Source organism: Janthinobacterium breve (genome assembly GCF_051380895.1).
Lineage (GTDB): Bacteria > Pseudomonadota > Gammaproteobacteria > Burkholderiales > Burkholderiaceae_D > Janthinobacterium.
The window spans coordinates 154,609-179,006 of record NZ_JBNYXY010000014.1; the positions used below are offsets into that span (position 1 = coordinate 154,609).

The 24,398-nt window shown below is 64.1% G+C and carries 17 protein-coding genes and 1 pseudogene; 6 read left to right on the forward strand and 12 right to left on the reverse strand.

Translation table 11 applies throughout. The features are described from left to right. Window positions 1-39 precede the first annotated feature (39 nt). Window positions 40-7,707, forward strand: a complete 7,668-nt coding sequence (locus ACQ4W0_RS26455; RefSeq protein WP_436579455.1) for a putative Ig domain-containing protein — start codon at window positions 40-42, stop codon at window positions 7,705-7,707. 71 nt (window positions 7,708-7,778) lie between these two features. Here ACQ4W0_RS26455 and ACQ4W0_RS26460 read toward each other — a convergent pair whose 3' ends face one another. From ACQ4W0_RS26460 to ACQ4W0_RS26485, 6 genes are all read right to left on the reverse strand, one after another. Next, a complete protein-coding gene (locus ACQ4W0_RS26460) occupies window positions 7,779-8,495 on the reverse strand; it encodes a glycosyltransferase family 2 protein (RefSeq protein WP_436579456.1) in 717 nt (238 codons plus the stop codon). Then, window positions 8,492-9,136 carry a class I SAM-dependent methyltransferase gene (locus ACQ4W0_RS26465; RefSeq protein WP_436579457.1) on the reverse strand — a complete coding sequence of 215 codons (645 nt, stop codon included), beginning with the start codon at window positions 9,134-9,136 and terminating at the stop codon, window positions 8,492-8,494. The genes ACQ4W0_RS26460 and ACQ4W0_RS26465 overlap by 4 nt, the downstream gene beginning before the upstream one ends. Further along, window positions 9,133-9,903: a PIG-L deacetylase family protein gene (locus tag ACQ4W0_RS26470; protein WP_436579458.1), complete on the reverse strand. Its 771-nt coding sequence runs from the start codon at window positions 9,901-9,903 to the stop codon at window positions 9,133-9,135. Before ACQ4W0_RS26470 ends, ACQ4W0_RS26465 begins: the two co-directional genes overlap by 4 nt. A gap of 1 nt (window position 9,904) precedes the next feature. After that, window positions 9,905-10,933, reverse strand: coding sequence for an acyl-CoA dehydrogenase family protein (locus ACQ4W0_RS26475; protein WP_436579459.1), 1,029 nt, complete (start codon window positions 10,931-10,933; stop codon window positions 9,905-9,907). Between the two features lie 161 nt (window positions 10,934-11,094). Beyond that, window positions 11,095-11,715: a hypothetical protein gene (locus ACQ4W0_RS26480; RefSeq protein WP_436579460.1), complete on the reverse strand. Its 621-nt coding sequence runs from the start codon at window positions 11,713-11,715 to the stop codon at window positions 11,095-11,097. Between the two features lie 205 nt (window positions 11,716-11,920). Continuing rightward, window positions 11,921-12,589 carry a hypothetical protein gene (locus ACQ4W0_RS26485; protein WP_436579461.1) on the reverse strand — a complete coding sequence of 223 codons (669 nt, stop codon included), beginning with the start codon at window positions 12,587-12,589 and terminating at the stop codon, window positions 11,921-11,923. Between the two features lie 342 nt (window positions 12,590-12,931). On the opposite strand from ACQ4W0_RS26485, the pseudogene ACQ4W0_RS26490 reads away from it, so the two are divergent. Continuing rightward, a pseudogene (locus ACQ4W0_RS26490) lies at window positions 12,932-13,915 on the forward strand (IS5 family transposase). 208 nt (window positions 13,916-14,123) lie between these two features. Here ACQ4W0_RS26490 and ACQ4W0_RS26495 read toward each other — a convergent pair. The 4 genes from ACQ4W0_RS26495 to ACQ4W0_RS26510 form a co-directional block, all read right to left on the reverse strand. Beyond that, entirely contained in the window at window positions 14,124-16,202 is a 2,079-nt protein-coding gene (locus tag ACQ4W0_RS26495; RefSeq protein WP_436579462.1) for a methyl-accepting chemotaxis protein, read from the reverse strand. 56 nt (window positions 16,203-16,258) lie between these two features. Then, window positions 16,259-17,050, reverse strand: coding sequence for a TorF family putative porin (locus ACQ4W0_RS26500; RefSeq protein ID WP_436579463.1), 792 nt, complete (start codon window positions 17,048-17,050; stop codon window positions 16,259-16,261). A 227-nt stretch (window positions 17,051-17,277) separates the two neighbouring features. Continuing rightward, entirely contained in the window at window positions 17,278-17,760 is a 483-nt protein-coding gene (locus tag ACQ4W0_RS26505) for a hypothetical protein (protein WP_436579464.1), read from the reverse strand. A 21-nt stretch (window positions 17,761-17,781) separates the two neighbouring features. After that, window positions 17,782-18,495: a FadR/GntR family transcriptional regulator gene (locus ACQ4W0_RS26510; protein WP_436579465.1), complete on the reverse strand. Its 714-nt coding sequence runs from the start codon at window positions 18,493-18,495 to the stop codon at window positions 17,782-17,784. A gap of 140 nt (window positions 18,496-18,635) precedes the next feature. On the opposite strand from ACQ4W0_RS26510, the gene ACQ4W0_RS26515 reads away from it, so the two are divergent. The 4 genes from ACQ4W0_RS26515 (at window position 18,636) to ACQ4W0_RS26530 (ending at window position 23,396) form a co-directional block, all read left to right on the forward strand. Continuing rightward, window positions 18,636-19,433 carry a (Fe-S)-binding protein gene (locus ACQ4W0_RS26515; protein WP_436579466.1) on the forward strand — a complete coding sequence of 266 codons (798 nt, stop codon included), beginning with the start codon at window positions 18,636-18,638 and terminating at the stop codon, window positions 19,431-19,433. Beyond that, on the forward strand, window positions 19,430-20,146 hold the full coding sequence (locus ACQ4W0_RS26520) for a LutC/YkgG family protein (RefSeq protein WP_436579467.1): 717 nt from the start codon (window positions 19,430-19,432) through the stop codon (window positions 20,144-20,146). Before ACQ4W0_RS26515 ends, ACQ4W0_RS26520 begins: the two co-directional genes overlap by 4 nt. After that, window positions 20,143-21,588, forward strand: coding sequence for a LutB/LldF family L-lactate oxidation iron-sulfur protein (locus tag ACQ4W0_RS26525; RefSeq protein ID WP_436579468.1), 1,446 nt, complete (start codon window positions 20,143-20,145; stop codon window positions 21,586-21,588). Before ACQ4W0_RS26520 ends, ACQ4W0_RS26525 begins: the two co-directional genes overlap by 4 nt. A 101-nt stretch (window positions 21,589-21,689) precedes the next feature. Next, on the forward strand, window positions 21,690-23,396 hold the full coding sequence (locus tag ACQ4W0_RS26530) for a lactate permease LctP family transporter (RefSeq protein ID WP_436579469.1): 1,707 nt from the start codon (window positions 21,690-21,692) through the stop codon (window positions 23,394-23,396). Window positions 23,397-23,454: 58 nt separating this feature from the next. Here ACQ4W0_RS26530 and ACQ4W0_RS26535 read toward each other — a convergent pair whose 3' ends face one another. Both ACQ4W0_RS26535 and ACQ4W0_RS26540 read right to left on the reverse strand, forming a co-directional pair. Beyond that, the gene (locus ACQ4W0_RS26535; RefSeq protein WP_436579470.1) at window positions 23,455-23,982 is read right to left on the reverse strand and encodes an NADPH-dependent FMN reductase; all 528 of its coding nucleotides are present in this window, start codon (window positions 23,980-23,982) and stop codon (window positions 23,455-23,457) included. A gap of 98 nt (window positions 23,983-24,080) precedes the next feature. Continuing rightward, the gene (locus ACQ4W0_RS26540; RefSeq protein ID WP_436579471.1) at window positions 24,081-24,314 is read right to left on the reverse strand and encodes a DUF3563 family protein; all 234 of its coding nucleotides are present in this window, start codon (window positions 24,312-24,314) and stop codon (window positions 24,081-24,083) included. Window positions 24,315-24,398: the final 84 nt, after the last annotated feature.

Genomic DNA, 24,398 nt, shown 5'->3' on the forward strand with positions numbered 1-24,398 from the left:
TTAGAGTCCAGTTCGATAAAACTGTTAGCTTGGCTATGCTTGCTGACGCTGGCCTTGGGTGTCAGCCCGGCGCAGGCGGCAGGGCCCAGCACGGAGTGCCCTCCCAACCAGAGCTTCACGGTGGCTGCAGGAGGAAACCACACGATAGATCTGTCCGGATGCACGCCGTTCGGCTTTACGGGCATGCCCGTGCCGCCTTCGCATGGCAGCATCCCTAACGTCGCTGGCAATGGGACTGGCATCGTTGTCTATACCAATAATAGTGACGGGGCTACTTCCGATACCTTTACTCTGAGTGACGACCTTGCTGGCGATATCGTTTTTGTCGTGACGATCTTGCCGCCAACGAGTCCCATCACGGTGACGCCGGCCAGCTTGCCCGCTCCCGTGATTGGCGTGAGCTATAACCAAACCATAAGCTCCTCCGGTGGCGTGGCCCCCTATACCTATACGCTGTCTTCCGTATTGCCGGCAGGTATGAGTTTGTCGTCTGCGGGCCTTATTTCAGGTACGCCGACGGCGACTGGTGTGTTCGTGTTTGGCGCGCAGATCACGGATTCGACCACGCCGACAGCGCTTACCACCACCAAGAACTATTCATTCACGGTGGCCGCACCTGTGCTGGCGATTACACCAGCAAGTCCAGCCGCAGGAGCCGTGTCACAGGCTTATAGCCAGCAATTCAGTACTAGTGGTGGCACCTCTGCTTACACCTATGTAGTGGAGTCGGGCAGTTTGCCGACGGGCTTGAACTTGTCTGCCAGCGGCCTGTTGTCGGGGACGCCTACTGGCACAGGTACTTTCAATTTTGTCTTGAAATCCACGGATAGCACGGGTGGCGGTGGCCCTTATGCCAAAACAATCAGCATCAGCCTGACGATCAATGCTTTGCCTGTTCCCACGGTGAGCAGTATCTCGCCCACCACGGGCCCCACTACGGGCGGCACCAGCGTGATCATCACCGGCACCAACTTGACAGGTGCCACAGCAGTGCGCTTTGGCGCCACCAATGCCACCGGCTTTACTGTCAATAGCTCCACGCAAATTACAGCAACTGCGCCTGCCGGTACGGGGACGGTGGATGTACGGGTGACCACTAGTGGCGGCACCAGCGCCACCAGCGCCGCAGACCAGTTCACCTATGTAGCTGCGCCGACGGTAACCAGCATTTCACCTACGTCTGGCCCTGCCACTGGTGGTACCACTGTGATCATCTCGGGTACCAATTTTAGTGGTGCCACGGCAGTGACCTTTGGCGCCACGGCGGCCACTGGCTTTAGCGTCCTCAGTGCCACGCAGATTACGGCCACCGCGCCTGCCGGTAGCGGCACGGTGGATGTGCGAATCACCACGGGGGGCGGCACCAGCGCCACCAGCGCCGCCGACCAGTACACGTATATAGCAGCACCAACGGTGAGCAGTATTTCACCTACCTCCGGTCCTGCTACGGGTAGCAGCAGCGTGATCATCACCGGTACTAATCTGTCAGGGGCAACAGCAGTGAGGTTTGGCGGTGGCAATGCCAGCGGCTTTACCGTCAATAGCGCCACGCAAATTACGGCGACCGCACCGGCAGGTACTGGTACGGTGGATGTGACCGTCATTACCAGCGGTGGCACCAGCGCCACCAGCGCGGCAGACCAGTTCACGTATCTGGCGGCGCCCACAGTGAGCAGTATTTCGCCTGCCTCCGGCCCCACTGCAGGTGGCAGCAGCGTGACCATCAACGGTACGAACTTTGGTGGTGTGACGGCAGTGAGCTTTGGCGGTACGGCAGCTAGCAGCTTTACGTTTAACAGCGCCACACAGATTACGGCCACTGCGCCTGCCGGTACGGGGACGGTCGATGTGCGGGTGACCACGGGCGGCGGTACCAGCGCCGCTGGCGCCGCAGACCAGTTCACGTATCTGGCGACGCCAACGGTGAGCAGTATTTCGCCTACGTCTGGCCCCGCAGCAGGTGGCACCAGTGTCACCATCACAGGTACGAACTTTGGAGGCGTGACGGCAGTGACCTTTGGCGGTACGGCGGCCAGCAGCTTTACATTCAACAGCCCTACGCAGATTACGGCAACGGCGCCTTTCGGTACGGGCACGGTGGATGTGCGAGTCACCACGGGGGGCGGCACCAGCGCCACCAGCGCCGCCGACCAGTACACGTATATAGCAGCACCAACGGTGAGCAGTATTTCGCCCAGCACAGGCTTAACCTCGGGTGGCACCAGCGTGATCATCACCGGTGCCAATCTGTCAGGGGCAACAGCAGTGAGGTTTGGCGGTAGCAATGCCAGCGGCTTTACCGTCAATAGCGCCACGCAAATTACGGCGACTGCGCCTGCGGGTGTGGCTGGTACAGTGGATGTGACCGTCATTACCGGCGGTGGCACCAGCGCCATCAGCCTGGCTGACAAGTTCACGTACGTAGCGGCACCGACGATCAGCGTTGCACCGTCCGTTTTGCCGGCGATATCAACCGGCACTGCTTACAGCCAGACGATCACCGCCACAGGTGGCGCCACCTCGTATAGTTTTGCCGTCAGTGGCAGCTTGCCTGCGGGCTTGAGCTTTAATAGCTCAACTGGCGTGTTGTCTGGCACTCCGACGACGACAGGTGCGTACAACTTCACCATCACTGCCACTGACAGCAGTGGCAGTCCCGGCCCTTATACTGGCTCACGCGCCTTTAGTGGCACCGTGACCCTGGGTGCGCCGGTAGCCGGCGCCGTCAGCGCCACGGTGCCGTATGGCAGCACGAACAATCCGATCACCCTGAACTTGAGCGGCGGTGCAGCGGTATCAGTGGCGGTTGCCTCCGGTGCCTTGCATGGCACAGCGACCGCCGTTGGTACCACCATCAGCTATACCCCAACGGCCGCTTATAGCGGCAGCGATAGTTTTACTTATACAGTGATGAACGGTACTGCCACTTCGGCGGCAGCCACCGTGACCATTACTGTCAGTCCACCGACGATCAGCGTTGCACCGTCCGTTTTGCCGGCGATATCAACCGGCACTGCTTACAGCCAGACGATCAGCGCCTCAGGCGGTGTCGCGCCGTATAGTTTTTCCGTCAGTGGCAGCTTGCCTGCTGGCTTGACCCTCGCGGCCAACGGCGTGTTGTCTGGCACTCCGACGACGACAGGTGCGTACAACTTCACCATCACTGCCACTGACAGCAGTGGCAGTCCCGGCCCTTATACTAGCTCACGCGCCTTTGGTGGCACCGTGACCCTGGGTGCGCCGGTAGCCGGCGCCGTCAGCGCCACGGTGCCGTATGGCAGCACGAACAATCCGATCACCCTGAACTTGAGCGGTGGTGCAGCGGTAGCAGTATCGGTTGCCTCCGGCGCCTTGCATGGCACAGCGACCGCCGTTGGTACCACCATCAGCTATACCCCAACGGCCGCTTACAGCGGCAGCGACAGTTTTACTTATACAGTGATGAACGGTACTGCCACTTCGGCGGCAGCCACCGTGACCATTACTGTCAGTCCACCGACGATCAGCGTTGTACCGTCCGTTTTGCCTGCTATCACAGCCAGCAACGCTTACAGCCAGACGATCAGCGCCTCAGGCGGTGTCGCGCCGTATAGTTTTTCCGTTATTGGCAGTTTGCCTTCTGGCTTGACCCTCGCGGCCAACGGCGTGTTGTCGGGCACGCCTACGGCGACAGGCGCGTACAGTTTTACCGTCACTGCAACCGACAATAGTGCCAGCCCTGGTCCTTATACAGCTTCACGCGCTTATAGCGGTACCGTGGCTGCGCCGACGATTGCGATAACGCCAGGGGCGCTGGCAGCGGTAAATGTCGGCATAGCCTACAGTCGGCAATTGACAGCCAGCGGCGGTGTCGCTCCGTATGCCTACACGGTGTCGGCCGGCAGCCTGCCTGCCGGCCTCACCTTGAACGGCAGCGGTTTGCTGAGTGGTACGCCAACTGCTAGTGGTAGCTTTAGCTTCACCGTGCAAGCGGCCGATGCGCATGCATTTACCAGCACGCAAAGCTATACCCTGGTCGTTTCCTCGGCCACGGTCGGCCTGACGCCGGCCACTCTGGCCAATCCAACGGCGGAAGCGGCCTACTCAGCAACGCTGACGGCAGCAGGCGGCACGGCGCCTTACACATTCAGTGTCACCAGCGGCAGCCTGCCTGTCGGCTTGAGCCTGAACACGGCTACCGGCGTGCTGTCAGGCACGACAAATGTGGCCGGCAGCTTTACCTTCAGCCTGCGCGCCAGCGACAGCAGCACGGGCGTGGGGGCGCCGTTCAGCGTCACTAACAGCTATACCGTGAGCGTGGGTACACCGACGATTGCGATCACGCCGGCGACCCTAGCAGCCGTTACTGCTGCCACTGCCTATAGCCGGCAATTGACAGCCAGCGGAGGTGTCGCTCCGTATGCCTACACGGTGTCGGGCGGCAGCCTGCCTGCCGGGCTCACCTTGAACGGTAGCGGTTTGCTGAGTGGTACGCCAACTGCGAGTGGTAGCTTTAGCTTCACCGTGCAAGCGGCCGATGCGCATGCATTTACCGGCACGCAAAGCTATACCCTGGTCGTTTCCTCGGCCACGGTCGGCCTGACGCCTGCCACTCTGGCCAATCCAACGGCGGAAGCGCCATACAGTGCCGGCGTCACGGCGGCAGGCGGCACGGCGCCCTACACATTCAGTGTCAGCAGCGGCAGCCTGCCGGCCGGCTTGAGCCTGAATGCCGCAACAGGGGTATTGTCCGGCACGACGAATGTGGCGGGCAGCTTCACCTTCAGCCTGCGCGCCAGCGACAGCAGTACTGGCGTGGGCGCGCCGTTCAGCGCGACCAACAGCTATACCGTGAGCGTGGCTTCGCCGACGATCACGGTGACGCCGGCAACGCTGCCGGCGGCGATAGTGGCCACTGCGTACAGCCAGCAATTGACGGCCAGTGGCGGTGTCGCTCCGTATGCCTACACGGTGTCGAGCGGCAGCCTGCCTGCCGGCCTCACCCTGAGCAGCAGTGGTTTGCTGAGCGGCACGCCGACGGCGGGCGGCAGTTTCACCTTGACCGTGCAAGCGGCCGATGCGCACCTGTTTACCGGCACGCAAAGCTATACCCTGGTCGTTTCCTCGGCCACGGTCAGCCTGACGCCGGGCACGCTAGCCAATCCAACGGCGGAAGCGGCCTACTCAGCAACGCTGACGGCAGCAGGCGGCACGGCGCCCTACACATTCAGTGTCAGCAGCGGCAGCCTGCCTACCGGCTTGAGCCTGAATGCCGCAACAGGGGTATTGTCCGGTACGACGAATGTAGCGGGCAGCTTTACCTTCAGCCTGCGCGCCAGCGACAGCAGCACGGGGACGGGCGCGCCGTTCAGCGCGACCAATAGCTACACCGTGACGATTGCGGCACCGGCCTTGAGTCTGGCGCCTGGCAGCCTGGCGGCGATCCGCGCCGGCGATGCCTACAGCCAGCAGTTCACGGCAGCCGGCGGCATCGCGCCCTACGCGTATTCGGTCAGCAGCGGCGCCTTGCCTGCCGGCCTGGTGCTCAATGCCGCGACTGGCATCATCAGCGGCACGCCGACGGTGTTCGGCAGCTTCAGTTTCACCGTGCAAGCGGCGGATGCGCACCTGTTCACGGTGCAGCAAGCGTTGACCCTGCAGGTGAACCAGGCGCCGCCGCCGGTGCCCAATGAAACGGCGACCACCTCGGCCAATCAGGACGTGAGTCTGACCATCGCTTCCACAGATGGCAGCCCGATCACGGATGTGACCATCGTGACGCCGCCGAAGCATGGGCGCGTTACGGTGGTGTCGAGTGGCGCAGCGGGGGGCGGCAATCGCGCTTTCAAGGTGACGTATGTGCCGAATGCCGACTACTTTGGTCCTGACGCCTTCAGCTACACGGCGACGGGACCGGGCGGCACGTCTGCGCCGGCCACGGTCAGCCTGACGGTGGCGCCGCAGCCGGTGCCGGTGCCTGTCGCCAAGACGGCGACGGTACTGGCCGGCACGCCGGTGACCCTGCATGTGACGGAAGGCGCCACCGGCGGCCCGTTCACGGCAGTGGCCATCACCACGCAGCCAGCCAGCGGCACGGCAGCGGTCAGCGGTATGGATATCATCTACACGCCAGGCATTAACACTAGCGGCGACATCAGCATCGGCTACACCCTGTCGAACGTGTTCGGCACGTCGGCGCCGGTGAAGTCGACGATCAGCGTCAATCCGATGCCGCAGGTGGCCAGCCAGAGCGCCACGGTGGTGGCCGGCCTGACGGTGACGGTCGACCTGACGGCGGGCGCCACGGGCGGTCCGTTCACGGCGGCCAATGTGCTCAGCGTCACGCCGGCGGAGGCGGGCAAGGCGGTGGTGCGCGACGTGGGTACGGCCGGCAAGCCGTCGTATCAATTGAGTTTTGCGGCGTCGGGCAAGTTTGCCGGCGCGGCTGTCGTCAGCTACACCCTGAGCAATGCCTATGCCACCTCGAAACCGGGCGTGGTCAACGTCACCGTGACGGCGCGCCGCGATCCGTCGGTCGATCCTGAAGTAATCGGCCTGCAGGCGGCGCAAGCCGATGCGGCGCGGCGTTTCGCCAGCGCGCAGCTGTCGAACTTCACGCAGCGTCTGGAAAGCCTGCATGGCGACGGCTGGGGACGTTCCAGCTTTGGCCTGAGCCTGACGCCGCCGAACGACAGCGGCAATCCGACGGCGGCGCTGGCGCGCTGGCAGGAGCAGGAAGCGGACCGCGTGTTTGGCACGGCCGTGAAACCGTTCATGCGCAAGGCAGCCTTGCGCCAGCCTGACACTGGTTTCAGTAGCGACCGCGTGGATGTCAGCCAGGCCACGAATGGCTTGCCGGACATGCCGCAGAGGCCGGACACGCAGAAGCAGGCCTTGTCGCTGTGGCTCGGTGGTGCGGTCGATTTCGGCCAGCACTATGTGAATGGCCGCGATACGGGCTTCCGTTTCCGCACCAATGGCGTGAGCGTGGGTGGCGATTACCGCCTCAGCGACCTGGCGACCCTGGGCGTGGGTGCCGGTTTCAGCCATGACAGCAGCGATGTGGGGCAGAATGGCAGCCGCAGCACGGCCGACAGCGCCGTGGCGGCCGTGTATGGCAGCCTGCGTCCAAGCAAAGGCGTGTTCCTCGACGGCGTGCTTGGTTACGGCACCTTGCAATACGACGCGTCGCGCTACCTGAGCGATGGCAGCGGTTTCGCCACGGGTGACCGCGATGGCAAGCAAGTGTTCGGTGCAGTCGTCGGCGGCATCGAAATGCGCCATGAGACCTGGATGTGGTCGCCATACGGCCGCGTGGAACTGATGTCGGCCAAGCTCGATCCATACACGGAGAAGGCGACGGGCATCAATGCCTTGAGCTACTTCAAGCAAACCGTGCGTTCGCGCATCGGCGCGCTGGGCGTGCGGGCCGAGGGCTTGTACGTGGGCGGCCTGGGCACGTGGTTCCCGCGTGCGCGGCTTGAGTACCGGCACCAGTTCCAGGGCGCCGATGATGCGCGCCTGGCGTATGCCGACCTGGCGGCCGATGGTCCCGTGTACGTGATCCGCACCTTGCCGCAGCAGACGGGCAACTGGACGGCGGGCTTGGGCGTGAAGCTGCTGCTGTCGAACGGCATGACCATCACGCTGGACTACAACAGCAATCTGAATATCGACAGCGGGCGTACCCAGTCGGTGATGTTCGGTATCGCCATGCCGCTCAAGTAATCAGATCAGCATCAGGCCAGACCTGATCGCCGGCCCGGGAGACACTTCCGGGCCGGCGATTTTTTTTGGGGCTATGTCAGCGTCAGGCGTGGTGACGCTTCCATCGCCGCCACCACCTGCAGCAAGGTATCGCCAAAGCCGCCCCGTGCCCTGGCATGGCGGCGGGCGCTGGTGGTGACGCGCGGCGCAGCGCTCCAGGCGATGTGCGCGCCGCACGCCTGCAGGGCCGCGACCATGGCCACGTCTTCGCTGCAGGCCAATGGCGCAAAGCCGCCGGCGCGCAGGTAGGTGCTGGCGCGCACGCCGAAGTTGGCGCCATGGATGTGGCGGTGGCCGTCGGCATCCGTGTAGGTGCGGGAGTAGTGTTCACGCAGCGCCTCGGCGCTGGATCCGTGCGGCGTCCAGTCGTCCACCGCCACCGTGCCGCAGACGGCATCGGCGTTCAAACCCAGCTGGGTGCTCAGCCAGGAAGGCGAAACGCGCGTGTCCGCATCCGTAAAGGCCAGCCAGCGGGCGCCCCGTTGCAACAGCAGCTGCGCGCCGGCGGCGCGCGCGGCGCCCACGTTTTGCGCATTGACGGCGATCCAGTCCAGGCGCCAGCGCAGGTCCCCCTGCATGGCATGCGCCAGCACGATGCGTTGCGACTGGTCGCTGCAGGCATCGAGCACGATGACGATGCATACGGCTTCGCCATGCAGCAAGGGACAGGTGGCGGCAAGGCGCAAGGCTTCCAGGCAGGCGTCCAGGCACGCTTCCTCATTATGCACGGGCACCACCACGCCGATCATGCGAAGCCCTCGCGCTGCGCCACCGAGCGCGCATCGTCCGACCAGATCCCAAGCAGGAAGTCGGTTTCTTCGTGCCGCAGCACGCGGTGCAGGCCGGGCGCGTCCTGGAAGGCCGCATGCACGCGTACGGTCGAAACGATGCGCTGCGCAAACGGTGCGCGCCAGTGGCACAGGACGATGCTGCCGCCCGGCGCCAGGCTGGCGATGCTGTGTTCGACCACCCGCGCCAGCTCTTCCGGCGACAGGTAATAGGCGATCTCGCTGAGCACGATCAGGTCGAACTTGTCGGCGCCGGGCAGGATGCGCGGCCAGTCCTGCGGCAGCCGGTGGTGTGCGAGCGTGACATGCGCATCCTGTCCTGCGTCCAGCAGACGCTGGCGCGCCAGCAGCAATGCTTCAGCCGAGAGATCGGCCGCCAGCACGCGGTCGCAGCGCTGCGCCAGTTCGACCGTCAGCTCGCCATTGCCGCAGCCCGGTTCATAGGCGTGGCGGTAGTGCTGCTGCGGCAGGCTGGCCAGGAGCAGGGCGCGCTTGCGCTCCTCGTACCAGCGCTGGCGCACCCGCCACGGGTCGGCATCCTGGCGATACAGCTGCTCGAAATAGCTGCCGCGCTGGTCGTCCCGCGTGGAAGAGGCGTTCATAGAAAATACACCTCCCAGGCGTGCAGCAGGCGTTGCAGGGCGTCGCCGGCGACGATGGCGGGGCGGCCCGTCGACGGGTCGTCTTGCATCTGGCTGGCGAAGCAGCGCAGGGCTGCGCGCTTGCGCTGCAAGACGGGGGCTGGCAATGGCAGGCGGTGCGCGCGGTGCCACGGTACGCGCATGTCGCCAGGCACTGCCCAGTGCCAGCCCCAGACGGGCATTTCCACCAGGGTAGCGCCGCTGGCCGCGCATGCCGAAGCGCAGGCCCTGCCGCATGCTTCATGGTCCGGGTGGCCGTCCAGGCGCCAGGTGGTGAAGACCGTGTCGCCGGGCAGCAGCTGCGCTGCCAGGGTAGTGCTCAGCTGCGGCGTCATGCCGGCCACGCCGCCATCGGGCAAGTGCAGGCGCAGCCACGCGGGCGGCGCCAATCCCAGTGCCTGCAGCGCTTGCGCGGATTCTTGCGGGCGCACCTGGCGCAGGCGTTCCTGCGGCCAGAGGGGCGAGTCCGGGTGGCTGGCATCGCCATCGGTGACGGCGATGAGCAGCAATTGGCTGCCCTGCGCTGGCAGCAGTTGCAGCAAGCCGCCGCAGGCGAGGATTTCATCGTCGGGATGGGGCGCGACGATGACGGCGCGCGTCCCTGGCGGCACCAGTGCGTGGGCGCTGATGGCGGGCAGGTCGTTCAGTCCCGGCCAGGATAGCCACGCCTGGTCCGGTGTGCCGCTGCCTTCGATGCGTCGCGCATGCGTATCGGGATGGGCGAGCATGTCAAAGCGCCCACGGATGTTCTTCGGCGCCGGCGACGATGCCGCCCAGCACGGCCTGATCGCGCTCGGCATGGCTTTGGCGCAGGAATACGGGCAGGTCGGCCGCCAGGCGCGCGAAGCGGGCATCGCGGCACAGGGGGCCGGCGCCCAGCGCACGCGTGGCCAGGTGCAGGACCAGGGTGGCGGCATCTTCCACCGTCAGGCGCAGGCGCAGCGCCAGGGCCATCGCATCGCTTTGCGGATGCCGGTCGATATCGGCGGCGCCTTCGCGCAGCAGCGCGCCAGCGGCGCGCAGCGCACAGTCGATTTGTCCCAGTTGCGCCAGGCGGACGGGATCGGGGGCGGCGTGCTGGGCGCGCGCATGCAGGTGGCTGGCGACGGCGCAAGCCGCGCCATACCAGGCGGCCGCGATGCCGGCGCCGCCATGCCAGAAGCCGGGGCGCTGCAGATACGCGCCCGGCGCGCCCACGGGAAAGGCCCGCGCGCCGGAAAAGGTCACGTCGACGCTGGCGCAGGCGAGCATGCCGACGGCTTGCCAGCCTTCGTCCGTGACGTGCACTCCGGGCTGCGACAGGGCCACGGAGGCCAGGCATGCCTGGCCGTGCTCATTCCAGCAGCTGATCAAGGCATGGCTGAGTCCACTCGCCCCGGAGCACCAGGCCTTGCGGCCATCGAGCACATAGCGGCCATCGGCCGCCTGTTGCAACTGCACGCGCGCGCCCGGCATTTCCGCGCACCATACGCCCCAGCTGCTGCCGGCCGGCACGCCGGGACCGTCGACTTCCGCCAGGATGGCCAGCGCATCGGTATGGCCTTCGTACAGCTTGAGCAGGGAGAGGTCGATGGCGGCGATGGCGGCCAGCATTTGCCAGCGTTGCAGGGTGGCGCCGTGGCCGGGCAGGGGTAATTGGTCCAGCCCCGCGTCGCGCAGACGCCGCAAGCCTTCGATCGGGTGGAAAGCGTTGTCCTGTGGCTGCAGCAGGGCGGCCAGTGCAGCGTTGGACGGCAGGGGAAAGGCGTTGGGCGACATGGCAAGCTCCTGTTTTTCAACAGAATAGCTTTGTATTTTCGCAATGTATGTTCGATTCTGCACATACACTCGCTAACGGCCTCGAGTCTATGCGGCAGCGGGCGCGATGGCGCCGCTGCGGCAAGCTGCAGGGCCGGGCGGCCCCACAGCAGATCACGCGCTTATTTTTTCACGTAGTGCATGTCCAGCACATACACGCCCTTGTCCAGCATCACCGTGTACAGTTCGTTGCCGCGCAAGGACAGGCCGCCGGGGACGCTTAATGCCGGATGCATGCCTTTGTCCTCCATGCAGGAATCGCCATTGTCCACGTCGACGCACCAGTTGTTCTTGCCATCCATCAGTACATATTTCACGGTGGCGCCGGTCCTCAGGAACGTATAGGCCGGGACTGACGAGGTGATCTTGTCGACGCGCAAGCTCGTTGCCGCGGCGTTTTCCGACAGCTTGATCAGCATGTCGGCTGTGCTGTCCAGCTTGCCGGTGATCTTCGCGCTCATGCTGTCTGCCGCGACCACGGGGCCGGAGCAATCGGCCTTGAAGTAGGTCTCGCCGGTCGGCGTCAGTTCCAGCGACCCGCTGCCGTCGGTCTTGAGCGCGATGACGAGCGATTGGCGGTCGTGATTGTCGCAGGCAGACTGCCAGGTGCCGACATACGCGGCCAGCGGCGAGGCGCTGCCGAAATCGCCGGCAAGTTGCTGTGCCGTGCCGCTGCCGCCACCACCGCAGGCGGTCAAGAGTGTTGCTGCCGAGCCGGCCAAGACTGCCAATAATTTTTTCATTCAGAGTCCTTTTTATCCGGCAGCGGTGCGTGCCGTCAACGCGGCCTGATTATAGGATTATTAATAGGCGGAAATTCTCACCGAATCTATCGCTGACTTGATTTGGATCATGTTGCGGTGACGCGCTGAAATGGACTGAAGGACTGAAGGGAAAATGCGGGGTGACTGGTGCGCATTACGCCGACCACGCGGCGCAATCGCTATTTTATTGTTTTACATAGTGCATATCGAGCACATAAGCGCCGTCTTTTTCCATCACCGTAAATAATTCGTTGCCGCGCAGATAAAAGCCGCCCTTGCCACTTTCCGCCTTTTTCAAGTCGTTCTTGGAGATGTCCGTGTAGTTGCCACTGCCATCATTGATGCGCCAATGCGGTCCTGCAGCCAGCATCACCGTGGTAACGGCCGGGCCAGCAAACTGGACGGTGTGGGCTGGCAGCGATGATACGACCTTGTCGATGCGGATGTCCGAAGCGGGGCTGTCTGCCGTCAGCTTGAGCTGAATATTGCCTGCGCCATCGGGCACCGCAGTAATCTTCTCGCTCGTGGTTTCCGTGAATTGCACGGGGCCGCTGCAATCGGGAGTGCCGAAGGTTTCGCCGTAGGTCGACATTTCCAAAGCGCCGCTGCCATCGCTTTTGAGAGCGACGACGAGGCGCTGGCGGAAATGGCTGTTACAAGCGGGTTGCCAGTTACCAATATAAGCGGCCAATGCCGGAGGCGGCGGGGGCGTGACCACCACTGGCGGCACAACTGCATCACCGCTGCCGCTATTAGCAGTGCTATTAGCACCGTTATTACCACCGCTGCCACCACCGCAGCCGGTCAATGCCACCGTGCTCGATACTATTAATAAAGCCAATACTTTTTTCATGCGTAATCCCTATAAATCACCAACCGGCTGGAGGCCGTGTCGTATGCGCGGCGATATTATAAAGTACATGCCTATTTTATTTTTTTGAAATATGTAATTAGCATGCAATGCATGCATTGAACATGGCCACTGGATAATTTCTGGCAGGAGCGCTTGATCATTTCCTGGTGTTGATGTGGCGGGAGATAAATGAAGATAATTTCAAGTGCCGCCATTCAATGGCAGCGAGGAGAAACAGACAGGTGCCTCGCCTAAGGAAACACTGATTAATTCATCGGACCTCATTCCTTGCGGCGGCCTGACCTGAGACAATAACGACGTCACCACTGTCCGCCATCGACCATGCAAAAGAGCTTTTCCGACCTTGAATACGCCACCAAGAAGAAGCTGACACGGCGCGACCGCTTCCTGGCCGAGATCGACAGCGTGACGCCGTGGGGCAAGCTGCACAAACTGATCGAACCGTTCTATCCGAAGGTCGAAGGCGCCGGTCGGCCACCGATTGGGCTGGCGCGCATGCTGCGCATGTATGTGGCCCAGCAATGCTTTGGCTTGTCTGACGAAGGCATCGAAGACGCGATCTACGACAGCCAATCCATTCGTGCCTTTGTCGGCATCGATCTGGGCCGCGAATCGGCGCCGGATGCAACAACCTTGCTGAAGTTCCGCCACTTGCTTGAAGCCAAGGGGCTGACGCGCCAGATCTTCGACACGATCAACGGGCACTTGGCCGAGAAGGGTCTGATGATGCGCGAAGGCACCATCGTCGACGCCACGCTGATCGCCGCGCCACCGTCGACCAAGAACAAGGACGGCAAACGTGATCCGGAAATGCACCAGTCGAAGAAAGGCAATGACTGGCACTTCGGCATGAAGGCCCACGTCGGCGTCGATGCTGCTTCGGGCCTGGTGCATACGGTCATCGGCACGGCCGGCAATGTTGCCGACGTGACGCAGGCGCACGCGCTGCTGCACGGCGACGAAACCGCAGCGCTCGGCGACGCCGGCTAGCAGGGCGTTGAAAAGCGGTCCGAGAACATCGGTAAATCGGTGACGTGGCACGTGGCCATGAAACGTTCCAAACGCAAGGCGCTGCCCAATAATAGACTGGGGCGCTTGACGGAAAAGATCGAGCATCTGAAGGCCAGCGTCCGGGCGAAAGTTGAGCATCCGTTTCATGTCATCAAGAACCTGTTCCGTCATCGTAAGACGCGCTATTGCGGCTTGGCCAAGAACACTGCACAGCTTTTTACCTTGTTCGCCTTTGCCAATCTGCTGCTGGCCGGCAGGCGCTTTACGATCACTGAATCCCGTAGTCCGTCTTGATGACAAAAGGACGTGAGCATCGCGTCGAATCGAACGAAAAACGGTCTTGAGCGACTCGCCGATCAACCATTTGGTGCGCCAAGATCGTTACGAAAGCGAATTGATCAGCACTTCCCTAATACAGTGCGAGGCAGGTATTGATATGGACGTTTATAAAATTCGTGCCGGCGCCTGAGAATGGCGCCGGCCGCCGCCAGAGATGGCCGGTTTAAAACTCTTCCAAGTCATCGCCTGCCGCCGCCTTGGCCTGCGCGCGCTGTGCCGCTTGCGGCTTGGCGACGCTCAGGCGCCTGGCTGGCTCGGGTGTTTTGGGCGTCACGGCGCGCGGCGTTGCCACGCTTGCTGCTGCTGCCGTCTGGCGCACCTGCTCGCCCAGCTTGAACACGCTGACCACCTGGGCCAGATGGCTGGCCTGGTCTTGCAGGCTTTCGGCGGCCGCCGCCGCTTCTTCGACCAGGGCCGCGTTTTGTTGCGTCACGCCATCCATTTGCGCCAGCGCCTGGTTGACCTGGGCGATGCCGTCGCTTTGCTCGGTGGTGGCGACGCTGATGTCGGCCATGATGGCGGTGACCTTGCGCACGCTGTCGACTACCTGCTCCATGGTCGCGCCCGCTTCATCGACGAGTTTGCTGCCGGCGGCCACCTTGCCGACGGAATCGTCGATCAGCAGCTTGATTTCCTTGGCCGCCGCCGCCGAGCGCTGCGCCAGGTTGCGCACTTCTGTGGCGACGACGGCGAAACCGCGTCCCTGTTCGCCCGCGCGTGCCGCTTCCACGGCCGCGTTCAGGGCCAGGATGTTCGTCTGGAAGGCGATGCCGTCAATCACGCTGATGATGTCGACTATCTTGTTCGACGAGTCATTGATCGAGGTCATGGTCGCTATTACCTTGCCCACCACTTCGCCGCTCTTTTGCGCCACGCTGGACGCGGAGGCCGCCAATTGATTCGCCTGGCGCGCATGGTCGGCGTTTTCCTTGACCGTACCCGTCAGCTCTTCCACCGAAGCGGCGGTCTCTTCCAGCGAGCTGGCTTGCTGTTCCGTGCGGGCCGACAGGTCGTTATTGCCTTGCGCAATTTCCGCGCTGGCGCGGGCCACATTGTCGGCGCTGGCCTGCACTTGCAGCAGCACGGCGTGGATCTTTTCCACGAAGTCGTTGAAACCCTTGCCGATGACGGCGAGCTCGTCGGTACCCTTGACTTCCAGCTTGACGCGCAGGTCGGCGTCGCCGCTGGACAGGTCCGTCATGGTGCGGCCCAGGGTGCGCAGGGGGCGCGTCAGCTGGTTGACGACGAGGATCAGGATGCCGGCCGTGGCCGCCGCGCACAGCAGGGCGACGATCAGGGTGTAGATCATCAGCTCGCGCGCCGAGGCGATGGCCACGCTTTTCGGGAAGTTCAGTTCCACGCTCCAGGGTGCGATATCGGGGTGGATCTGCAGCGGCTGCAGCAAATGGATGTAGCCCTGGCCATCCTCGTATTCATACGGCTGGCCCTGGCGTACCTTTTCCAGGCCGGCCGCAGGCACGTCGTCGGCCTTCTTGCCCAGCCGCTCAGGAGCAGGGTGGCTGGCGTACAGGCCGCCGTTCGAGATCAGGGCCAGCTTGCCGCCCTCGATCACCTTCAGGTCGGCCAGGATTTTCGCCAGGCGCGTCAGCATGAAGTCGGCGCTGGCCGTGCCCTTGAAGCTGCCATCGATCATGATGGGGGCGACCAGCGATGCCATCAGTACATCCTTGCCGTCGACGGGATAGATGTACGGTTCCGTAAAGAAGGTTTTTCCCGTGCGCTTGGGTACGTCATACCAGTCGTTGGCGCCCGGTTTCGGGTCGAAGACGATGGGTTCGACTTGCAGCTTGCCGCCGGCGCCCCGCGTCCAGTAGGGCATGAAGCGGCCGCTGGCGTCGTAGTTCGGTTTCTGGTTGGCAAAGTCCGCATCCTTGCCGTCGAGCGCGTTCGGTTCCCACGTCACGGCCGCGCCCAGCAGGTCTTCCGAACTGGTCAGGGTGGCCTTGGTCAGTTCATTGATCTGCTCGCGCTGCAGGGGCAGGCTGGCGCTTTTGGTGCCGCGCATGGCGCCGGCCAGGCTGCTGACGCTGGCCAGGTTGCTGGCGATGCGTGCCTGCAAGGCGCCAGCCACTTCGCGTGCCGACGTGCGCGCCAGTGCCAAAGCGGCCGCCTCGGCGCTGGCGCTGCTCTTGTAGCCGATCACGGCTGCCGTGACGCCCAGGCTGAGGACGGCGAGCGCGGTGGCGGCGACGCAGATTTTGCTGTTCAGTGAGAGTTGCATGATGCTGTTCCTTGATAGGGAGGATATCGGTGTCATGGGCGGCGCGCGTGGCGCGCCTAGAATGTCTTGCTGATGGCCACGACCAGCGTGGTCGCGGCGGGGTTCGAGGTGTCGAGCTGGCCGGCAGCATTCGGGATGCCCAAGGTGTAATGGTCATAGGCGTCGCTGGCGCCCCAGGCGCGCGTGAGGGCGGCGCTGGCGTTCCAGCCGCCGTCGAAAGCCCTGGTGACGCCGGCCTTGGCGTCGCGCCAGTTCCAGATGGCATTGCCGGCGCCCGCCACCCGGCCATTGCCGGCGTGCAGGTTCAAGGTCCAGGCATTGCCCAGGTCGACATTCGCGCCCACGTCCAGGTAGCCCGTGCCGCGCGCATTCGTGATGCCAAAGAAGTCCTGCGTGACGGTATGGTTGTACTTGGCGTACAGCATCTTGTAGCTCAGGCCCAGCGACAGTTCGCCATAGTCGTACTTGACGCCCGTGGCGCGGTAGATGGCTCCTGGATACTTGTAGTAATACGCCAGCACGCTATAGCCCAGCTCGCCCACCGTGCCGCTGTAGCCGCCGTACAGGTCCCATTCGATGGTCGCATCCTGGATATAGCGGTCGCTGACGGTGGACGCCCACGTTCCCAGCGACCAGCCGCTCGGGTGCGCGTAGTCGGCGCCTGCTTGCAGCGCGGGTTTGCCCCAGGTCTGGCGAAAGCCGCGCGAAATGTATTGCGAGCTGAGGCTGGCATTGGCGCTGAAGGCGGCGGCGGTGCTGTCCGCGGTCTGCGCCTGCACGGGCAGGGCGGCCAGCAGAAAGACACAGCCCAGCAAGGATGTTCCAGGAAAATGGTGGTGCGATGGCATGGCAGTCGGCTCCGTATTTGCCGGCAGCGGCCGTCCAGGCACGTTGCCCTGATGGTTGCAATAAAAATGCGGAATGGACTTTGCGCAAGCGAGGCGACGCCGTGTGCATGTTCGCAGGACAGGCACACATTCTCACCAAACGTAACTGAAAGGATAGGGGCTAGGGCTATCGGGAGTCAATAAAGTTGCGCCACGGAAATCGTAAGTTGTTGTTTCCTGGCACTTTTTCATGCGCCTGTCACACCCGGCGCGCCACGGCTGGCTGCCTGTTGCAAGCTGGCCAGCAAGCGGGGCAGGGCCGCATGCAAGGCAGGCAGGTCGCCATTCAGTAGCTCGGCTTGCGCTTCCACCAGGCCCGATGGCTGGCCCCAGACGACCTTGGCGCTCAGCCGGGCGCCGGCGTCGAGTCCCGTGACGCTGACCAGCAGGGCGATCTCTTCCGGGGCATCCTCGGGTACTTCCCCGAGCAGGCAGGAAATGCCGAAATGATAATCCTCGAAAGCACTGGCCGTGCCGCTGGAAAAGGCGAACACGGAGGCGAGCACCTGCGGCGCAGCGGCCGCGAGTGGCGGCAGGGCGGCGCGGAACAGGGGCAGCAAGTCGTTTTCCAGCTGGAGCACCAGCGGATGAGTGTGGCTCAGGGCGGTCATGGCAGGACAAATCGGGTGGCGGCGCGCGATATTAGCAGTTTTTGCCGCCATTGTGCTCATGCACTGGTCCTACCAGTGGCATCAATCGTCATCGCTGGTGACGCGCGTGCGCACGAAATCGATGTGGCCTTGCATGGCCGTGCGCGCTTCCTCGGGCTGGCTGGCGCAGATGGCCTCGCACAGGGTTCGGTGCTGCGACAGCAGTTGCAAGGAGGTGGCGTCGTCCTGCTGGCGCAAGCCCGTGCCATTGATGGTGATATGTTCGCGCAGCATGCCGATGATGCTGGTGTGCAGGTGCAGGAACATGGTGTTGTGCGACGCTTGCGCGATGACTTCATGCAGCCGCGCATCGGCCTGCGCCTCGCCGTGCTTGTCGTCGCTGGCGCGCGCCTGTTCCAGTTCGGCCAGCAGCGCCATGATCTGCGCGCGCTCGCCACTGCTGGCCCGTTGCGCGGCAAAATAGGCCGTCGCCCCTTCCAGTACGCGGCGAAATTCCAGGATGTCGTCGCGCAGGGCGGGATGGTCGGCCACCAGTTGGCTCCACGGCGAAGCCATGCCTGTGCGCAATTGATCCGTTACGAACACGCCGGCGCCGCGCCGGCTGCGCACCAGTCCCCGCGCCGCCAGCCGCTGCACCGCTTCGCGCACGGTATTGCGCGAGACCCCATATTGCAGCGCCAGCAGGCGCTCGGCCGGTAGCTGCGCTCCCGCCGGCAGGCTGCCGTCCAACAGGGCGGTCTCCAGCCTGCGCATCACCATCTCGACCCTGCCCCGCGTTTGCATGCCTGTCGCCATTGCTGTCTCTCGGTGTTGTTTTAAAGTGGTCCGAGCAATTTGAAGTGGCTCACGGAAGCTGGAATTATGCGTGAACCGGTCATTCTTAACAACACACAGCGGCGCCGCAGCAACATACAGAGCGCCGGGGAGACACACTCATGCAGCCAGACCCGCGCCAGCCACGCCACTATCCGCCCGCACCGCTCCAGGTGTATCTGTTCGCCACCTGCCTGGTCGACCTGTTCGTGCCGCAGGCGGGGCTCGACGCGGTGCGCCTGCTGGAGCGGGAGGGCTTGCTGGTGCATTATCCGCGCGGCCAGAGCTGCTGCGGCCAGCCCGCCTACAGCAGCGGCAACCCGGAACAGGCGCGTGCCGTGGCGCGCGCCCAGCTGGACCTGTTTGCGCAACCGTGGCCCGTGATCGTGCCGTCCGGCTCGTGCGCCGGCATGATGCGGCACCACTGGCCGCAGCTGTTCCAGGATGACCCCGTGGCCGGTCCCAAGGCGCTGGAGCTGGCCGAACGCGTGTATGAATTGAGCGAATTTCTCGTCTGCGTGCTGAAACTCGACCTAGCCAGCCTGGCCCTGGCCGATCCCGGGCAGGCCGATGAAAACGTGGTGCTGCATACCTCGTGCGGCGCCCGTCGCGAAATGGGCACCCGGGTCCATGGCGTGGCGCTGGTGGACGCCTTGCCCGGCGTGACGCGCATCGAACACCAGCGCGAATCGGAATGCTGCGGCTTTGGCGGCACGTTTTCATTGAAACATCCGGACATTTCCGGCGCCATGGTCAGCGACAAGATCGCCTCGGCCTGCGCCACGGGCTGCGACCGGCTCGTTTCGGCCGACTGCGGCTGCCTGCTCAATATCGGCCACGCCGCGCAGCACCAAGGCGCGCCGCTGCCCGTAGAGCACCTGGCCAGCTTTTTGTGGCGCCGCACGGGAGGTGCGGCATGAGTACGGCATTGACTGCCCGCGAACGCATGCTGGGACGCCTGCGTGCCGCCGCGCCTTCCGCGCCCGAAGCGGTGGAGGCCATCGACGCAGCCATCGACAGCCACTACCAGGCGCGCCGCGTCGCATCGCCGCAGTCGCCGCGCCAGCAGATAACCGCCATGCAGGCAGCCTTGCGCGCCGCGCATGCGGATGTCGATTGCGTGAGTGGCGATGCCTGGCCCGCCCAGCTGGCGCAGCGCCTGGCCGCGCACGGCGTGCGCCGTTTGCTGATGGATAGCGCCAGCGTGGAAGGGCAGGCCTTGCGCGCCGCCTTGCCGGCTGGAGTGGACGCGCTGGCGTTCGATCGTCCGCTGGCGCAGTGGAAAAGCGAATTGTTCGACACGGTGGACGCGGGTTTTACCGTCGCCCGTTCCGGCATCGTTGCCACGGGCACCCTGGTCATCGCGCCCGATGCGGCCACGCCGCGCACGGTGTCGCTGGCGCCGCCGTTGCACATTTGCCTCGTGTATGCGAGCACCTTGCACGCGGACCTGCATGCGGCGGCGCGCGCAGAGCGCTGGGCGGACGGCATGCCATCGAACCTGGTGCTGGTGTCGGGTCCCTCGAAAACGTCGGACATCCAGCAAACCCTGGCGTATGGCGCACACGGCCCGCGTTGGCTGTGGGTGCTGATCATCGATGATTTGTCAGCCCTTGAAGGAGGCCAGCCATGAACGCCAAGCCCATGCAATTCGTCAAGCCGGCCGATTTCCACGCGCGTGCCCGCGCCGCGCTGGACGACCCGAAGCTGCGCCAGAGCTTTCGCGGCGCCATGGATTTCTTGCAGGACAAGCGCAGCGCCCAGTTCCCCGACGGCGACGAGCTCGAACGCCTGCGCGACATCGGCGAAGCCGTGCGCCAGCACGCGCTGGCGCACCTGCCCGATTTGCTGGTGCAGCTGGAAGACAAGCTGACGGCGGCGGGCGTGCAGGTGCACTGGGCCGAAGATGGCGAGCAAGCCAACGCTATCATCCACGCCATCGCCGAAAGGAACCGGGCGACGCGCTTCATCAAGGGCAAGTCGATGGCCAGCGAGGAAATCGAGCTCAATCACTACCTGGAAGCGCGCGGCATGACGTGCCTGGAGTCGGACATGGGCGAATACATCGTGCAGCTGGCCGGCGAAAAGCCCTCGCACATCGTCATGCCGGCGATCCACAAGACGAAGGCGGACATCGCCGGCCTGTTCGCCGAGCACATTCCCGATGCGCCCTACACGGAAGACGTCGATAGCCTGATCCAGACAGGCCGGCGCGCCTTGCGCCAGGCCTTCGTCGAGGCGGACATCGGCCTGTCGGGGGTGAACTTCGCGGCCGCCGACACGGGTACCCTGTGGCTGGTGGAAAACGAGGGCAATGGCCGGCTGACGACGTCCGTGCCGGAGATCCATATCGCCATCATGGGGATGGAAAAGGTGGTGGCAAAACTCGAACATATTGTCCCGCTGGCGAGCCTCTTGACGCGCTCGGCGACGGGGCAAGCCATCACCACGTATTTCAACCTGATTTCGGGGCCGCGCCGCGCGGGTGAACAGGATGGGCCGCGCGAAGTGCACCTGGTGCTGCTCGATAACGGCCGCAGCCAGGCCTACGCGGACGAACAGCTGCGCGCTACCCTGCAATGCATCCGCTGCGGCGCCTGCATGAACCATTGCCCCGTCTATACGCGCATCGGCGGCCACGCCTATGGCACCACGTATCCGGGACCGATCGGCAAGATCATCTCGCCCCACTTGCTGGGACTGGAGGCGACGGCTGACCTGGCCACCGCGTCCAGCCTGTGCGGCGCCTGCGGCGAGGTGTGCCCCGTGCGCATCCCGATTCCGCAACTGCTGGTGCGCCTGCGCACGGAAGCGAACCGCAATCCGGCAGAGCAGGTGGCGCATCCGTTGCGCGGACAGGGCGCCAAGTTCAGCCGCGGCGAAAGCCTGATCTGGCGCTTCTGGAGCGGCGCCTTTGCGCGCCCGGCCAGCTACCGTTTGTTCCGCTGGGCCGCCACGCGCCTGCGGCTGCTGACGCCGCGCGCGCAACTGGGCTGGACGCAGCACCGCAAGCCCTTGACGCCGGCGCCGCGCAGCCTGGCCGACCTGCTCAATGCGCGGGGGCAGGAGGAATAGTCAGGCCCGGCAGCACCAAAGCACCGCAAAAAACTCGCTACACACAATTACATCAAAAGCCGTTTTTTCACTTAACCCGCATCCACCGGAGGAGACCCGACATGCAAACCTGGACCCAACTTTATACACCGCTCGGCAGCTTGTGGCTGTCGTCGCTGGCGGCAGCCGTGCCCATTATTTTCTTCTTCATCGCCCTGGCCGCGCTGCGCATCAAGGGCCACGTGGCGGCCGCCGTTACGCTGGCGCTGGCGCTGGCCGTGGCGATTTTCGCTTACGGCATGCCCGTGCCGCAGGCGCTGGCGGCGGCCGGCTATGGCTTTGCTTACGGCTTGTGGCCGATCGCCTGGATCATCGTCACGGCCGTCTTCCTGTATAAAATTGTCGTCAAGACGGGCCAGATCGAGATCATCCGCGCCTCCGTGCTGTCGGTCACGGACGACCAGCGCCTGCAGGTGCTGCTGATCGGCTTTGCCTTCGGCGCCTTCCTGGAAGGGGCGGCCGGTTTCGGCGCGCCCGTGGCGATCACCTCGGCCCTGCTGGTGGGACTGGGTTTCAACCCGCTGTACGCGGCGGGCCTGTGCCTGATCGCCAATACGGCGCCCGTGGCCTTTGGCGCCATGGGCATTCCCATCATCGTGGCGGGGCAGGTGACGGGCATCGACCCGTTCCTGATCGGCGCCATGGCGGGCCGCCAGTTGCCCTTGCTATCGCTGCTGGTGCCGTTCTGGCTGGTGTTCATGATGGATGGCTTGCGCGGCGTGCGCGAAGTATGGCCGGCCGCGCTGGTGACGGGTTTGAGCTTTGCCGTGACCCAGTACTTCACGTCCAACCATATCGGCCCAGAGCTGCCGGACATCACCTCGGCCCTCGTCAGCCTGGTGTCGCTGACCTTGTTCCTGAAAGTGTGGCAGCCGAAGAATGCGAAAGTGGCCCATGCCGTCGGCGGCGGCACGGCCGCGCTGTCCGGTTTTGGCGGTGGCGCCGGCAAGGCGGACGTGCGCGGCAGCGGCAATCGCGCCGCCTCGCCCTACACGACGGCGCAGACCATGCGCGCCTGGGCGCCGTTCGGCCTGCTGACGGCCATCGTTACCGTGTGGAGCCTGCCCGGCTTCAAGGCCCTGTTTGCCGCCGGCGGCGCGTTGTCAAACCTGGTCATCAAGATCCACGTGCCCTACCTGGACCAGCTGGTGATCAAGACCATGCCCATCGTGACCGTGCCGAAGGCGTATGACGCCGTGTTCAAGCTGGACCTGCTGTCGGCCGTGGGCACGGCGATCTTGCTGACGGCCGTGCTGTCGATGTGGATGCTGCGCATGAAGCCGCGCGATGGCCTCAATGCCTTCGTGGAAACCGTGGTGGAATTGCGCCGTCCCGTGCTGTCGATCGGCCTGGTGCTGGCGTTTGCCTTCGTTGCCAATTACTCGGGCATGTCGTCCACCCTGGCCCTGCTGCTGGCCGGCAGTGGCGCCGCCTTCCCGTTCTTTTCGCCATTCCTGGGCTGGCTGGGCGTCTTCCTGACGGGGTCCGATACCTCCTCGAACGCCTTGTTCTGCTCCTTGCAAAACACCACGGCGCACCAGATCGGCGTGTCCGACACCTTGCTGGTGGCGGCCAATACGACGGGCGGCGTGACGGCGAAGATGATTTCGCCCCAATCGATCGCCGTCGCCTGCGCCGCAACGGGCCTGGTGGGCAAGGAATCGGACCTGTTCCGCTTTACCTTGAAGCACAGTCTGTTGTTTGCCGTGATCATCGGCATCATCACCATGCTGCAGGCGTACGTGTTCACCGGCATGATCCCGCACTGAGCGGTCCGTAGAAGTACGTAGTAAAACTAGATGAACTGATAGCAAAACGTGCAGAGGGTCATGAAAATGACCTGATGCACTGCAGCATATCCAGGATGGCCCGGCGCAATGCCGGGTCCGCGGCGATGCCGTCCGTATCGAGACCCGACCCCAGCAGAGGCAGGCTGATGCAGGCCTCCTCGATCAGGCGCGCCGACATGGTGCGCACCGTTTCGCGCAAGGCCGCCTGCGCGTGCGTGGCGCGCGGCGAGGCGTTCAGCAGCACCAGCGGCTTGTCGATGAACGATTCATTTCCCACCATCCAGTCCAGCGCGTTCTTCATGGGTCCGCTCACGCCGTGCGCGTACTCGGGGCTGGCCAGCATCAGCACGTCGGCCGCCAGGATGGCGTCGCGCAGGCCCGTCACGGCCGGCAGGCTGTCGGCGTCGAGGTCGGGATTGAACAGGGGTAACTCACCCAGTCCCTGGTAGATGCGGATGTCGAATGGCGTTGAGGCAAGCCCGGCAATGGCGTGCAGCAGGGCGGTGTTCAGGGAGGCGGCGCGCAGGCTGCCGGCGATGGCGAGGATGGTGATGGGCGTTTGCATCCCGCCTGTATAGCCCATCCTGTGCTCAAGCGCAAGGCGAGCAGGATGGTGCTATGGATATTGCAACAGCCGGTGATGGGCTGGGTGTGGCGGTACTCTTAACGGCTCAGGCCGCTCATCCAGCTTGGCTGCGGGTTGGCACGGGCCAGTTCACGCATGCGGTATTCCAGATCGTAACGGTCGGTCGATTCGGCCAGGTAGGCTTCTTCGTAAGCGCGTTCGCGGCGGTCGCTGCTGTGGTTCAGCCAGGCGCCCAGACGTTTGGCGGCGTTGACCAGAGTGGCGACGATATTGCTGTTTTGCGTGGTGTGATAGCTAAATGCGGTAGACATGGCAGACTCCTAGTGTGGCGTGCCGCGTTGTGCTGCACTGCAATATAATTATAGCGATTCCAAGTTATAAGGCTACTTTTGATT

Bases quoted from the DNA above. Each gene is read 5' to 3' on its own strand.
- ACQ4W0_RS26460 (WP_436579456.1), bottom strand. From the start codon at position 8,495: ATGATCGGCGTGGTGGTGCCCGTGCATAATGAGGAAGCGTGCCTGGAC.
- ACQ4W0_RS26465 (WP_436579457.1), bottom strand. From the start codon at position 9,136: ATGAACGCCTCTTCCACGCGGGACGACCAGCGCGGCAGCTATTTCGAG.
- ACQ4W0_RS26470 (WP_436579458.1), bottom strand. From the start codon at position 9,903: ATGCTCGCCCATCCCGATACGCATGCGCGACGCATCGAAGGCAGCGGC.
- ACQ4W0_RS26475 (WP_436579459.1), bottom strand. From the start codon at position 10,933: ATGTCGCCCAACGCCTTTCCCCTGCCGTCCAACGCTGCACTGGCCGCC.
- ACQ4W0_RS26480 (WP_436579460.1), bottom strand. From the start codon at position 11,715: ATGAAAAAATTATTGGCAGTCTTGGCCGGCTCGGCAGCAACACTCTTG.
- ACQ4W0_RS26485 (WP_436579461.1), bottom strand. From the start codon at position 12,589: ATGAAAAAAGTATTGGCTTTATTAATAGTATCGAGCACGGTGGCATTG.
- ACQ4W0_RS26495 (WP_436579462.1), bottom strand. From the start codon at position 16,202: ATGCAACTCTCACTGAACAGCAAAATCTGCGTCGCCGCCACCGCGCTC.
- ACQ4W0_RS26500 (WP_436579463.1), bottom strand. From the start codon at position 17,050: ATGCCATCGCACCACCATTTTCCTGGAACATCCTTGCTGGGCTGTGTC.
- ACQ4W0_RS26505 (WP_436579464.1), bottom strand. From the start codon at position 17,760: ATGAGCACAATGGCGGCAAAAACTGCTAATATCGCGCGCCGCCACCCG.
- ACQ4W0_RS26510 (WP_436579465.1), bottom strand. From the start codon at position 18,495: ATGGCGACAGGCATGCAAACGCGGGGCAGGGTCGAGATGGTGATGCGC.
- ACQ4W0_RS26515 (WP_436579466.1), top strand. From the start codon at position 18,636: ATGCAGCCAGACCCGCGCCAGCCACGCCACTATCCGCCCGCACCGCTC.
- ACQ4W0_RS26520 (WP_436579467.1), top strand. From the start codon at position 19,430: ATGAGTACGGCATTGACTGCCCGCGAACGCATGCTGGGACGCCTGCGT.
- ACQ4W0_RS26525 (WP_436579468.1), top strand. From the start codon at position 20,143: ATGAACGCCAAGCCCATGCAATTCGTCAAGCCGGCCGATTTCCACGCG.
- ACQ4W0_RS26530 (WP_436579469.1), top strand. From the start codon at position 21,690: ATGCAAACCTGGACCCAACTTTATACACCGCTCGGCAGCTTGTGGCTG.
- ACQ4W0_RS26535 (WP_436579470.1), bottom strand. From the start codon at position 23,982: ATGCAAACGCCCATCACCATCCTCGCCATCGCCGGCAGCCTGCGCGCC.
- ACQ4W0_RS26540 (WP_436579471.1), bottom strand. From the start codon at position 24,314: ATGTCTACCGCATTTAGCTATCACACCACGCAAAACAGCAATATCGTC.